This window comes from Vibrio sp. A2-1 (assembly GCF_021728355.1).
GTDB classification, from domain to species: domain Bacteria; phylum Pseudomonadota; class Gammaproteobacteria; order Enterobacterales; family Vibrionaceae; genus Vibrio; species Vibrio splendidus_K.
On sequence record NZ_JAKKCO010000001.1, the window covers coordinates 689431 to 702989 of the forward strand.

At 43.5% G+C, this 13559-nt stretch carries 9 protein-coding genes; all 9 read left to right on the forward strand.

The genetic code is table 11. From position 1 onward, the window contains the following. Positions 1 to 113 precede the first annotated feature (113 nt). The 9 genes from L3V33_RS02910 (at position 114) to L3V33_RS02950 (ending at position 13559) form a co-directional block, all read left to right on the forward strand. The gene (locus tag L3V33_RS02910) at positions 114 to 476 is read left to right on the forward strand and encodes a hypothetical protein (RefSeq protein ID WP_016799356.1); all 363 of its coding nucleotides are present in this window, start codon (positions 114 to 116) and stop codon (positions 474 to 476) included. A gap of 3 nt (positions 477 to 479) precedes the next feature. Next, complete coding sequence (locus tag L3V33_RS02915) at positions 480 to 1829, forward strand: HlyD family type I secretion periplasmic adaptor subunit (protein ID WP_237288932.1); 1350 nt, start codon at positions 480 to 482, stop codon at positions 1827 to 1829. A 3-nt stretch (positions 1830 to 1832) separates the two neighbouring features. Next, positions 1833 to 4064 (forward strand): response regulator, encoded by a 2232-nt coding sequence (locus tag L3V33_RS02920; protein WP_237288933.1) that lies wholly within the window; start codon positions 1833 to 1835, stop codon positions 4062 to 4064. Then, on the forward strand, positions 4039 to 5463 hold the full coding sequence (locus L3V33_RS02925) for a TolC family protein (protein ID WP_237288934.1): 1425 nt from the start codon (positions 4039 to 4041) through the stop codon (positions 5461 to 5463). Before L3V33_RS02920 ends, L3V33_RS02925 begins: the two co-directional genes overlap by 26 nt. Beyond that, positions 5453 to 7039, forward strand: a complete 1587-nt coding sequence (locus tag L3V33_RS02930; protein WP_237288935.1) for an ABC transporter transmembrane domain-containing protein — start codon at positions 5453 to 5455, stop codon at positions 7037 to 7039. The genes L3V33_RS02925 and L3V33_RS02930 overlap by 11 nt, the downstream gene beginning before the upstream one ends. Then, positions 7036 to 9174: an ATP-binding cassette domain-containing protein gene (locus L3V33_RS02935; protein ID WP_237288937.1), complete on the forward strand. Its 2139-nt coding sequence runs from the start codon at positions 7036 to 7038 to the stop codon at positions 9172 to 9174. Before L3V33_RS02930 ends, L3V33_RS02935 begins: the two co-directional genes overlap by 4 nt. A gap of 109 nt (positions 9175 to 9283) precedes the next feature. Then, the gene (locus tag L3V33_RS02940) at positions 9284 to 9658 is read left to right on the forward strand and encodes a hypothetical protein (RefSeq protein WP_114635421.1); all 375 of its coding nucleotides are present in this window, start codon (positions 9284 to 9286) and stop codon (positions 9656 to 9658) included. A 214-nt stretch (positions 9659 to 9872) separates the two neighbouring features. Next, positions 9873 to 13073 (forward strand): response regulator, encoded by a 3201-nt coding sequence (locus tag L3V33_RS02945; RefSeq protein ID WP_237288939.1) that lies wholly within the window; start codon positions 9873 to 9875, stop codon positions 13071 to 13073. Positions 13074 to 13082: 9 nt separating this feature from the next. Next, on the forward strand, positions 13083 to 13559 hold the full coding sequence (locus L3V33_RS02950) for a hypothetical protein (RefSeq protein WP_017080103.1): 477 nt from the start codon (positions 13083 to 13085) through the stop codon (positions 13557 to 13559).

Below are 13559 nucleotides of genomic sequence, written 5' to 3' on the forward strand. Positions count from 1 at the left end.
TTTTATACAACATTTTTCATATTTTTCTTTTTATACATAAAGAATCAAAAAAAATTTGAAAACTGCCTTTAAAGATCCTTAGTTATTGTGATTAAAGCAATTAAGGCAGTGGAATGATGATAGACATGACGAATTTGTTGCGTTCAATCGACAACAACCACAAAGGGCTGCAATTGCTGCTAGGCGACTTTTATAAGGACTTTTCGGACGCACCTATGAACATAGAGATGCTTCATAAAGGGAATCGTTTTGATGAACTCAACAACTACTCTAAAAAATTGAAAACCATCTTAACTTTGTTATGCGACCAAGACCTGCCGCCCAAAATGGCCAAGTTGGAACATTTGAGTAAACACGAATTCCCTGCGCCGGAAGCGCTTTTAGAGGATGTAAAAACTGAACTACAAAACGTCAATCGACAAATCAATCACTTGCTGGATATTAAGGAAGTGGTCGATGACAAGTCATCGAGGTAGGTCATGAGTAATAACCAAATAGAGCACCACCTCAGAAAAGCACTCGTTTCTAATAACGAGGCTTCGAAGGTGACGGCAGATGACACCATCGTACTTGCGAGTGCTATGACCAGCGTTCATAAAACCTTGCTCATCATATTCCTGCTCGCTTTGGTCGCTATCGCCGTGGCGTCACAGGCGCGCATCGACATTGTCGTTTCTGTGCGTGGTGAGCTGCTGTTGGAATCTGACGTTGAGAAGGTTCAACACTTAGAAGGCGGCATTTTAGAAGAGCTGTTAGTCAGAAAAGGGGAAGTTGTATATGAAGGTCAACCTATTGCCCGAATCCGCTCACTCGACCGCAACACCCAACTCGATACCGTGAACACCGAAATCATTCAGTTGGAACTCGACAAGATTCGTTATGAAAGCTTGCGCGACATGATCGAACCAAACTTTGCTTCTTATATCGAAAAGTTCCCAGAACAAGTTCAGGTCAACATGAATACGTGGCAACAAGAGTTTTCTAAAAACCGCTCCAACGAAGAGCTCATTACCCATGATATTAAACACAAAAACTCTCTGATTAGGTCGATGCTTAAGCGTCGTAAAAGCTCAGAGAACCAACTATCGCTCATTCGCAAACAACTCAACATTAAAAACACACTTTATAAAGAAGAGATGGCGTCGTATGTCGACGTTCTCAACATGAAAGTACAAGAATCCAATATGGTGCGTGAGATTGAGAACCTTGATGAGTCGGTCATGAATGAACGTTTTCAGCTCGACAAACTGGAAAAGCAACACCGTGACTTGGTTGAGAATCGAAACTCCGAGTACCAAGCGCAAATCATTCAGGCCAATAAAGATCTCAAACTGAAACGGATCCTACAACCACAGCATTCCGACAAGGTTGACCGCTTAATCGTCTACTCGCCAGTAGATGGTGTGGTGGACAAATTACACTTCAACTTCCGCTCTGCGGTAATTCCACCCGGCGAGAGCATCGCCGATATTGCGCCAATCAATAACTCCCTACACGGTGAAGCGAAGATCCCACGTAAAGACATGGGGTTTGTTGAAATTGGCCAAGCGGTAAAAGTAAAAATGGATACCTATAACTTCGCAAAATATGGATTTGTTGAGGGAACCATCGCCTCAATCAGCCGCTCGTCTTATGAAGAAGAAGACGCTGAATTCTATTTGGCAGAGATTGAAATTGACCGAAACTTTCTTGAACGAGGAGGCACTCAATACAAATTATCACCTTATATGGAATTTACCGCCGATGTAAAAACAGGCTCGCGTCGTGTGATCGAATACGCAGCGAAGCCAGTGATGTCAGCCATCGAAGATGCTTTCGATGAGAGGTAATCAATGAGCGGAAAACCTTCATACAATATTTCTGTACCCGCCCTACGACTGAGCATATTGTTTAGCATCGTACTGGCTGCGCTCGCTTTCTATTTATACTTTTCTTGGTCAAAAGTAGATTCAGTAGCGCAAGTGCAAAGTGCCCCACTGCTCATACAAGCTCAGAAGCTTAATCAGACCATCGAACAAGATATTCAAACTCTGCAGCAGTGCTTAAGTACCGACACTTGTGGTACTAACGAATTCAATCTAGTTAACTTGAAGCGTGAAATAGATGAATTTCGATCTTTAGCCTCTTTGAACAAAACTGAGTTCAGTTTGGTTGGAGCAACTGAATACACGCAACTGGAATTAGCGATTAACCGCTTCTCCGATAGCGCTAAAGCACGTACCGATGTACTCGATTTATATCTATCACTGACCAACAACTATCTACAGATGGATGACAACTACCGCACCATGTTTAACAACCATGCGAGCGATTTGATGTCTGAGAAAAACGAGTTCTTTGTTTGGTTGTTTATGGTGGTCGTAATACTGGCCGTGATAACGGTTCTATCTAACGCAGTCGCCATGTTGAAGCTGAAAAAATCCAGCTCTAACGAACGCGAAATCGACTACGAGTTCGATGCACTGTATCAAGAACTAAAACAGTTAGATTTACAAAGGCTTGAAGAGCTTCTTAATGAAGTGAGTATCAATCCCAAACAGCGTCAGATCTACTCCCATCTAAAACTGATCTTCAGTAAACTGGAAGACCAAAAGCGCAATAACGATCTCTACAAACAGTTGTATGCACTCATCGGCTATGAGATTCGCGGAATCACCAATACGATTAACGGTGGTGTCCAGTATCTCGTTCAAGAAACCGATGAAAACGGCGTGTTGATGGCGAAGGACATTACCTCTGCATGTAGCACCCTATCTGAGCTAGCAGAAAACTATAATCGATTGATTTCACAGGGTACGGAAAGCAAGTCGAAAGAATTTTCACTGCTCAACGTATTATCGGAATTGATGATTCATATCAGCGCCAAAATTCAACGAAATGAAGGCGAACTAGACTGCTTTATCTCTGATAATTTGCCGAATCGTGTTGAGGGCCAGTCCACCAGCTTGTTCTGGATATTGTTCCTGCAGCTTTCGAATGCCATCCAGCTTAAATCAAACAAGAAGTTGTTCGTGACGATAGAGTCTGGCGCAGCTTCTGATATGGAAAATACCCGTGTCACCATCAACCTAAACTTCCTTTCAACGTTAGATGTCTCAGTAGCCAAGCTCAATAAGCTTCATTGGAGCACTCATAAACACCATACCGCAAACACCGACGACTTAGCGAAAAGCGTTTTAAAAGATTACGGGTACTACGAAAGTCATTGGTTCCAATCGGGTACACAGGAACGTTTTCAGATTGAGCTTGATCTCAAGGCCAAAAATTTCCACACAGAGAAAACTCGCTTCGACGGCAAGCGTTTACTACTTTGCGCCAATACTCAAGTTCGCATTGATGTGATGAAGAAAATGCTCAGCAACTTGGGGCTTGATATTACTGAAATTCGCACTGCCAATGAGTTATTTTCAGCGGCGAAAACCTTTGGTGAGTACGATGCCATCATGCTAACCGATACCTTTGAACCCAACAAACTGCCGTCACTGAGTAAAACGGTGAAATCTCAACTTAAAAATCATCCCAATACCAAGTTGTTGCTGTCAGTAACCAACACTCAGCAAGCACAAGAGTGTCATAGCTTCGTCGACAAAATTATTAACTCCCCTGCGATTCCTTATGAGTTTATTCCTAACTTGCTCACCATTATGGAAGCGGAAGCATCAGAAGAGCAGATGGAGAATAGCTCATTCCTTATCGTAGAGGATGACCGAGTTCAGCAGATCTTACTTAAGCGAATTCTTACTAAACAAGAGTATGAACCAGACACGGTTGGCGATGGTGCTGACGCAGTGGAGCACTTCATGAATAAACGTTCTGACATCATTTTCATGGATTGCATCATGCCAGGCATGGGCGGCATTGAAGCGACAAAACGCATCCGCCAATTTGAACAAGAAAACGAGAAAAACCCTTGTACCATCATAGGGGCAACCGCATTGACCAGCAGTAACGAACACCAGGCTTGTATTGAAGCCGGAATGGATTACGTGATCAGCAAACCTTACAAAAGCGACCAAATCATCAAGGTGATCAACAAGTATGTGGCGGTTCAGAAACTTAACTAGCAGCATCATGGCTGCGCTTGCTTTAAGCACGACACCTTCAGCATCGGCGACGACCCTGCTTGAGGCGGTCGAACTCGGCCTACAAAACAGCCTGTCTCTTCGCGCCAGTGATAAAGGTGTGGAAGAAAACGAATACAACATTGGGATCAGCCGATCTAAGTTTCTTCCTTCGCTTAATGGCGCTGCCGACACGACATGGAATGAGAATGAAACCTTGTTATCAAGTGTGCCTGATGAAACCTCAAGCTATAACTCAAACAGTTACAGTCTTTCGTTGTCCCAATCCATATTCAACCTTGGAGACATTTTCAAATACGGGACAGCAAAGCTCGATTTCAATATCGAAGAGATTAAACACGAGAACAAAATCCAAAGCACCATTTCGGAAATCGGCTCTCAATACTTTGAGTATTTGAAAAACAACGCCCAAATTAAAGCGACCAAGGTTGAGCTTAAATCGTCTGAAACCCGTGAACATCAAATGCGACGCAATGTAGAGTTAGGTAATACAGCCGCCAGTGAACTATACGAAGTGATTGCTCAGAAAGAAGGCGTCTCGAACCGATTAAGAACCTTGCAGAAAGATCGTCGTGTCATTCTTAACGGGCTGTCTGTTCAGATTCAGTACCCTATCACTCCATCGCAAGATATATATGAAAGTGTTCCGTTAAAGGAAATAAATGAAACCGAACAGCGCACGATCATGGATCAAGCCTTAAAGCTCAATAACGACTTGTTGGTGGCAAAGAAAAACGTCGAGAGAAGCCGCAGAAGCTTAAAAGAGAGCGGTTCCAACTTCTTGCCTACCGTGTCGCTTTCAGCCAGCTATCGTCACGATGACGCCAATAACTACGATACAACCGATCTCACTGCGACAGGTGAAAGTAACTCAACCAGTGTTGGCTTAAACCTCGCTGTACCTATCTTGTCCGGTGGCTCTGATTACTACGGTTATCAGAAATCATCGACGGCCATTGAACGTACCGAGCTACTTTACCAAGACTCGCTTTACACCACACGTAACAGCGTGAATACCTCAGTGCTCAACATTAACGATTTCTCACAGTCTATAAGCAGTTATGAAAACATCATTCGTGCCAACTACGCGTCTTATAAAGGGATCCAAAGGGCATACCAGTTAGGTACCCGTACCATCACCGATCTACTCGCGGCGGAAAGTAAACTGTTCAGTGCTTTAAGAGACTACGAAAGCGCAAGATACGACTACATCATCGAGACCATCAAGCTTGAGCAAATTAAGGGCATACTCTCACTTCAATCAATAGAGAGCATCATGCAATTGATGAGTGATATCGAAGGACGAAACAATCAAGAATTAGTGCCTAAACACCTTCTCTCAACTGAGTCGTTGAAAACAGGAGGTCGCAATGCAAACTGAGCAGTTTTCTCAAAAAATCAATATGGCAGATAAGTGTTATCTGACTTTCTCTACGATAATTTCCACTCTATTTGGCTTGGTACTGCCCTTCTCTATTCTGATCATTTTCGACCGAGTATTACCCAACCAAGCACAGGATACTCTGTTCTTATTATTCGCGATTATCTTGATTTCCATCTTCCTCGACTATCACTTAAAAAATCAGGAGGAAAAGATATCTTCCGTCATCATGAGGCAGTTTGAGACCAACTTAACCAACAAGGTCTTCCAATCCATCTGTTTGGCTGAGATCTCCAAATTCCGCCGTTTAGAACCGGGGGAATACCTAGAACGGATCTCAACCATTCCTGAGCTGAAAACCTTCTTTGGTGGCGAGTCGGTTCGAGCGCTGATCAACCTTGCCGTCAGCGTAATAACCATCCTTATTATTGGCCTCATCAACATATGGGCTGGCGTGACGCTTCTGATTGCCTCGCTCATTTTAGCTATTTTCGCTTGGAGCCTTTCTAAACAAAAGATTGGCAGCTTACAGAACAAGTCCGATATAGAGGGCTTAACGACGTCCAAAATCATTGAAATCATTTCAAGCCCGCTGGATATCAAAGCGCGAAACATGGAATACCGCGTTGAAAGCCTGATGACACAAATGGTCGAGGAACGTGAAGTTGAAAACATCAAATACGAACAGATTGAATCGAATTTTGGCTTGATCTTAGCGCTCATCCAACAACTCTCAATTGCTTGTGTTGTTGTGGTATTGGCAACAGCCGTGATCAATATGGAGTCAAGTCAAGGCATAATGGCCGCAATAATCATGCTGACCAACCGTTACTTTGCGCCCTACCAACAAGTGATGCGTACCGCGAGCCGTTGGGAATTGAACAAGCTTCACATACAGCGTATCGCCGAGCTTCTTGAACTGGCCGCGTCTGTTGAACATCAACATGAGACAACGGAAGTAGAACGTATTTCTGTTAAATATTCTGAAAATCAGCGTATTGAATTTGAACTCGGACAAGCTTATTTACTGACAGGGAAAAGTGGCACAGGCAAGACCCATCTCGCCAACTGTATTACGCGGCAGAATAGCGATAACAAACTGGATATCATGATTAATGACACGCCTCTGGATGACTTGAACTACAACGTATGGCGTAACAGCGTGCTGATGGTCGATAAAACAAGCTCGTTCGTGGAAGGAACCATTATTGATAACCTAACCTGCTTCCGACCAAGTTTGAATAATACGGCGTTTGCACTGTGCGAGACCATGAACATCAAGGCACAAATCGATGGGCTTCCTGCTGGTTTTTACACAGAACTCAAAGGCCACATGCGCAATCCATTCTCACGCCAAGTAGGTTACGCCTTATTATTGGTTCGCGCCCTGCTCGCCAGTAAGCGTGTATTGATATTTGATGATATCGATTGTGTCTATGATGAGGAATTTGCACGAGTGGTGCTCACCAGTACCGCCTATCGTGCCAATGACAAAATCCTAATCATCGCCAGTAATAAGATGGACAAACTAAACCACCGCCTCAAACGCGTAAAACTTACCGGAGGTGATCAATGAGCATCCTAGTTGACTTCAACAATGTTCCGCAGCGGGTGTTGGATTTTGAAGCAAGTGGTTATGATGAACGCTACAGTCAGTCACCGCTGATTCGTGGCTTAGCTTACACCCTGATAGCACTGGAATGGGAAGGCACGCCGTCTATTCTCAGTGACGCTTTTATTCCTAAACAAAAAGACAGCGACAGTTTTACTGCGACTATAGAGCGTCTTGGATACCGCTGTGATGTGACCAAGCTAAAAACTCTCGAGAATATCGATCAGTACCCTCACCCATGCTTTATTGAGATAGAGAACCTTAGTGCCATTTTCTTAGGTACTAAAGATGGAAAGTTACTCCTGTTTGATTACACGAACAACAACACCATTGAATACCCAATGTGTAAAAAGCCCTGTTTGCTGATTTCGATTAGCGAATATTCTCGTCTATTCCGCGAACCACCGCCGGAATCGCAAGACAGAAGCAATTGGATAAAATACGCTTTCTATCGTTATAACAACGAACTTAAAAGCTTGATCATACTGAGTTTCGTCATCAGTATACTGGGCGCGTTACAGCCCTTCTTTATTATGAGTGTCTATAACTTCGCGCTTACTTCGAGTTCTCAAGCAACACTCTATTGGCTAACTTTATTTGCCATCATTGTGGGCTTCTCTGAATACTTTTTTAAGAAAATGCGCGTCAACATTATTGCGACTTCCGGTAAAGATCTCGCGGTGCACATCTCACAAGCCGTAATATCGAAACTTCTATGGCTGCCCTACGCGATGACATCAACCGCTGGGGTTTCGTCTCAGTTGGCTCGTTTGAAAGATATCGACACCTTCCGACGCTTAGTGACCGCAGAATCAACGCTTAGCTATTTTGATATGCCGTTTGTAATTGTATTTATCATCGCCATTGCCCTTATGTCGGGTACGGCAGCGCTTGTAGTGATGGGTGGCTTAATCTTGATGTTGGTGTTCTGTGTGTATTCTCGCTATATCTACTCGCAAGCCACATCCAAAAGCTCGCGCGCCAATGCGATGGTCTCGTATCAATGGAATGAAATCCTTCGTGGTATCAAAACTATCCAAGGCCTTCCTTTACTTCGTGTCGTTCAATCTCGTTTCAGTGCTTCACATATGCAAAGCACCAGTGATGCCGAGAAAGTTGCCGTGACTAACAGTAAGATTCAGGCTGCTGGCGGCAGTTTGATTCAGGTGATTGGTACTGCAAGTATCGTGACCGCAGTAATCGGAGTAATGGAAGGGACTTCTGATGCTGGTGCGATGCTCGCGACAGTGATATTGGTTTGGAAGGCGTTAGGTCCGATCATGGGTATCTACAACTCAATTTCTAAATTCCAGTCGATTAAGGCTTCATCAGCACAGATAAACAATTTGATGTCGATGAATGACGACAAGCTGACTTTAGAAAAAAGCCCGCCTATTCGCCTGTTCCAAGGTAGCATTGTGGGCAGTGGTGTGAGCCACCGTTACACAGGCGCAGCAACAGGCTTAACCAACCTTGGTTTCAAGGTGCCTCCTAGTGCAAAAGTCGTTATTTGCGGCCCTACTGGCTGTGGGAAAACAACACTCATCTCTATTATTGCTGGCTTAGAAGATCGTTATCAGGGTGCCGTATCTGTCGATGGTTATAACATTAAGCAGTTCAACAGCTATCGCTACCGCACATCGATCAATTACATCCCTTTCAATCTGCACATTTTCGAAGGCTCTTTAGAGACCAACTTCATTTTGCACAATGGGTTGATTCCGAAAGAGAAAATGCAGGAAATGGTGAGCTTCTTCGAACTAGACGAATGGCTACCAGAAGGATTGGCAACGCAATTGAGTGTCGATAAATGCAAAGGCCTTCCCAATGGTATTCAGCAAAAGCTGCGTTTGGCGCTTGGTTTAGGCAACTGTGAGCAATCTCTGATCATCATTGATGAACCCTTTAATGGGGCTGAAAATGAAAACGCGCAGTATTTTAACCGGTTGTTCAGCGATAAGTTGTTGAACAAAACAGTCATTTTTTCAACCAATGATCCCGGTTTGATCGCCACTTCCAATATGAGTTTGGTTCTAGAGCCTGACGGGAATCTTAAATATTTTGGCTTAACAGACAAATACTTAAACAGTTTAAGTTAAACACAGCGATGCTTACTCACAGATTACTCGTTCGATAAATGGATGTAATTGACAAAAACATAAGTGAGAGAGATGATTCGCTCTAAAATCACCGATAACAAGGAAGCAAATGTACACATTCGTTGCAGACAAGCTTGATGTAGCTTACTTATCCGCAATTCCTGAAAACCATCAACTTCAGGACTGCGATGTTCCTGAAGAGGAAATCGAACTTCGAGAGATCGTTGAGGTTTGGTATGAGTGTGCCTTTCTCCCTGCTTTCAACCTTCAGAAAATCGATATCGAGAACAAAGCTGAGCTAACCGTCGTACAAACACATGTTTTGAGCAACGATACGAGTACGCTCGCTTTCCTACTCAAAAACAGAGTGTACCGCGCTGCACTGAATAGAATGCTTGGTATTTGGGCGTTAGAGCCCTCTGCAAAAACGGTGTTAGAGCAACTTCTGTTTGAACTAAGTCTCGATAAAAAGCGTCCTCATTAACTCGCTTTATAAGCTATTCATCAATAAGCATAAAAATTAAACCGACTGACAATCGCTATAAGTTGCTAGTAAGAGAAGATATTTCAAAATAAGCTGTGGAATCACAAGAACTTATACCCCTCCCACACTTCCATTAAATTTACCGTTTCAAGGTTTCCATATCCGCATTTTTATTCTACTGTTTTTATATAAAAACAGTTGGATGGATCCTTATATGGCGATTACGGTCTGGAATAACCTTTCAGTCAAACATAAACTCTTTGGCTTAGTTCTACTTCCCATTTCACTACTGCTCTTTCTAGCAGGCAGACAAGCGTATATTTTAACGACTCAGTTAACCGATTTTGAACGAACCAATCAGTTATCTGTGTATCTTCAAGATATTTCGGTCTTATATCGGAGCACTCTGGCTTCTAGCCCTGAAGAATTCGCGACACAAAGCAGCCAAGTAAAGGCAGAACTAAAAACGCTTTCTCCAGCTATATTTTTAAACACCTCTGATGAAATGAACCAATTGGTTGCAGACTTCAGCGAAGCGACTCTATCAACGATGGAAGCGACTGATAGTTACGATAAATTGGATGCACTTGAATGGCAGAGTGATTTGTACAAACAGTTGCTCCTTGAGATAGAAAAAGTCCCTTTCGAAAACACCAAGCGTGAAATTCAACAGCACCTCACCGCGTTACAACAGCTTGAATGGCTGATGTTTTGGTCAAATGAAGAATTTAAACTGGGTACCTCATTGATTGAGATATTCCAAAATAGCCAAGAATACGATCCAGAACTCGCTGAACAGATCGAAACTCTGAGTGAAAGACAACAACTGTTCCTAGAACGCTTTGTGTCATTGAATGCCAACGAACATCAAGTGTCATTGATGGTTGAAGTGTTTAGAAACGATGTATTTGCTCAAAGCCAAGAGATCCGCAGCGCCCTACTCGACCTAAACGCAATCAGCCAACTGACGCCACAAGAGATTTCAGTCGGATTAGAGGCTATGAGTGCTCGACTCAGCTTATTGCAAAGCCTCGGTAATGTTATCAAGCAAGAGTTCCAACAGGAAGTTGAGCAAGCCATCTATGAAGCGCAAATCCAACGAACACTGTTTATCTCCATCGTTGCTTTGCTCGCGACCATTGTAATGGGATTAACCCTAAGCTTGGCACGACAAGTCACCAACAATCTGAATTTGGTGTTAGCTTTCTTGAAAAGCGAAAATGATGAAACTCGACCTTCTTTGGATAAGCTGATTCAAGGCAAAGACGAACTCAGCCTATTTGCTCAGCAAGTTGAACGGTTGACCATCGAGCGAGAACTTGCAAAAGACAGGCTTACGATAGCGAAAGAAGACGCTGAGCGAGCCAAAGAAGACGCTGAAGAAGCGAAAGATCATGCAATACAAGCTAGCAAAGCGAAAAGCAGCTTCTTAGCCAATATGTCTCATGAAATTCGTACCCCACTCAATGGCGTTATTGGTATTTCCGAGATTCTTGCAGATACCCCACTCACACCCACACAGCGTGATTATGTGGATACGATTGAAACTTCATCCCAACTGCTACTGAGCTTGATCAACGATATCTTAGACTTCTCGAAGATTGAATCTGGCATGCTGTTAATCAGCCCGCACTCGGCGTCGATTAGAGAATCGATATACGACATAGCCTCTATTGTTGCGCCAAAAGCGAAAGAGCAAAAAATATCGGTTAACGTTGATATCAGCCCAGACACACCTGCACGCGTGATGATCGACGATCACCGCTTAAGACAGATCCTAATGAACTTTATGTCGAATGCAGTGAAGTTCACGGCAGAAGGTGGCGTCACATTATCAATCCAAACACTCAAACAATCTGACGATAATATCACCATTCGATTTGCCGTTCGCGACACAGGTATTGGTATCGGCAAGCAACAACAGAAACAAATATTCGAGCCCTTTGCTCAAGAAGATGACTCAACTACACGTCAGTTTGGCGGTACTGGTCTTGGCCTCGCCATCAGTACACAGTTGGTCGAACTGATGGGTGGCCAGATTCAGCTCGATTCAGTTAAGGGGAAAGGCAGCTGTTTCTACTTCGACTTAGAATTACCCGTTGACATCATGCTACCTAAACCAAGCACGGCAACCGCTGACATTTATATTTTGGGTAACGAGAGCATGCTTTCTACACGAATAGAATGCGACCTTAACCTTTATGGCTTAAAGGTAACTCAGCGAATGAATAACACTTCCGCGATGACCGAACAACTCGCGACTCAGAAACACAATAAACCGATTACTGTCGTTTTCGCTGAAGATGATGCATTCCTAGCTAATACCCACGCAGATAACTTAGCTAAGCTGCACCAGAATGGCATCACTATCTGTTTGATACGTTCTTTCTTAAGTGAGCCTGCGGATCTTGGCGACAGTGTTACTGCACAAGTCGCACAACCCCTACTCGGCTTACGTTTAATTAAAGCTATTGAGCTCTGTGATACGCAGGGTTTAGCTGAGCTTTCAGAGGCAAGCCAACAACCTCTAGAGATCCAACATAAGATACTCATCGTCGAAGACAACAAGATCAACCAAAAAATTGCTGGGCTTCATGTCGGTAAAAGTGGTTTTGAATTCGAGTTCGCTAATAATGGTCAGGAAGCTGTGGACATGTTCACCGCAAATCCTCATTACGCAGTGATACTGATGGACTGTATGATGCCCATCATGGATGGCTTTGAAGCGACAAGCAACATTCGACGCGTTGAAAAAGAGACCAATGCCACGCGTCGTATCCCTATCATCGCCTTAACCGCCAGTGTGATTGATGATGATATTCAAAAGTGTTTCGACGTAGGTATGGATGACTATGTACCAAAGCCTTTCAAATTTGAAATGCTAAAAGAAAAAGTACTTGCCGCCGTTGAAGCGATGCCACTTCCTGCTGCCTACAAAACTAAATCTACGAAAAAACCCACGACCGTAACACCGATTCTTAATGCTGCGGCTAAGCGAACATTGCCAGAAGAAAGAGTACAAAACACGGTTCCGAGTAAATCTGAAAGAATACTGCTCGTCGAAGACAATCGAGTTAACCAAAAAGTCGCTTCTGTGATGTTAACAAAGGCGGGCTACGCGTTTGAAATCGCCGACAACGGACAAATCGCCGTCGACATGTACCAAAACGACAGTAGCTTCGACATTATTTTAATGGATTGCATGATGCCCGTTATGGACGGCTTCACTGCGACCAAAGAGATCAGAGAGCATGAGAAAAACCTAGGCTTAAGCAAAACTCCTATCATCGCGTTAACCGCCAGTGTTATCGACGATGATATTCAAAAGTGCTTTGATTCAGGCATGGATGGATATGTAGCGAAGCCCGTAAGAAAAGAAAAGCTATTCCATCAAATAGAAAGTGCGACTTGTTAGGAGATACCCATGGATTGGATTAGAACAATAAAAACACTTCCCCGCAGAGTCATGTTGCCAGTCGCGGTAGGGCTATTAGGAAGCTTGCTTCTTCTCAGCCCTGCTCACGCCGCTGAAGATTATGCCATATTTTCTTTAGACTCCGGATTTGAAGAGATATCAATAAACAAAGCGCGAAAGCTCTATAGAGGGAAAACTAAACGCCTCAATGGCAAACGTGTTGAACTGTCTGATTGGCCTGAGAACAGTGCCGAAAGAGAGGACTTTTATCAGCTTTTGCTTGGAAAAAATGCCGCTCAAATGAATGCACACTGGGCTGGTTTATCTTTTTCAGGAAAAGCGCGTTATCCAAGAGAAATCAAAACGGCGTCAACCGACAGCTTAGTGGACTGGCTTGATGACAAACCAAACCGTATTGGTTACTCCCCACTCTCTTCGGTTCCTCAAAATGCCAACATTCTCTACGTTATAAGTTCGGAGAAATAA

Excerpts from the sequence above, each read along its gene's own strand:
- L3V33_RS02915 (WP_237288932.1), top strand. The coding sequence starts at position 480 with ATGAGTAATAACCAAATAGAGCACCACCTCAGAAAAGCACTCGTTTCT.
- L3V33_RS02930 (WP_237288935.1), top strand. The coding sequence starts at position 5,453 with ATGCAAACTGAGCAGTTTTCTCAAAAAATCAATATGGCAGATAAGTGT.
- L3V33_RS02945 (WP_237288939.1), top strand. The coding sequence starts at position 9,873 with ATGGCGATTACGGTCTGGAATAACCTTTCAGTCAAACATAAACTCTTT.
- L3V33_RS02920 (WP_237288933.1), top strand. The coding sequence starts at position 1,833 with ATGAGCGGAAAACCTTCATACAATATTTCTGTACCCGCCCTACGACTG.
- L3V33_RS02935 (WP_237288937.1), top strand. The coding sequence starts at position 7,036 with ATGAGCATCCTAGTTGACTTCAACAATGTTCCGCAGCGGGTGTTGGAT.
- L3V33_RS02950 (WP_017080103.1), top strand. The coding sequence starts at position 13,083 with ATGGATTGGATTAGAACAATAAAAACACTTCCCCGCAGAGTCATGTTG.
- L3V33_RS02910 (WP_016799356.1), top strand. The coding sequence starts at position 114 with ATGATGATAGACATGACGAATTTGTTGCGTTCAATCGACAACAACCAC.
- L3V33_RS02940 (WP_114635421.1), top strand. The coding sequence starts at position 9,284 with ATGTACACATTCGTTGCAGACAAGCTTGATGTAGCTTACTTATCCGCA.
- L3V33_RS02925 (WP_237288934.1), top strand. The coding sequence starts at position 4,039 with ATGTGGCGGTTCAGAAACTTAACTAGCAGCATCATGGCTGCGCTTGCT.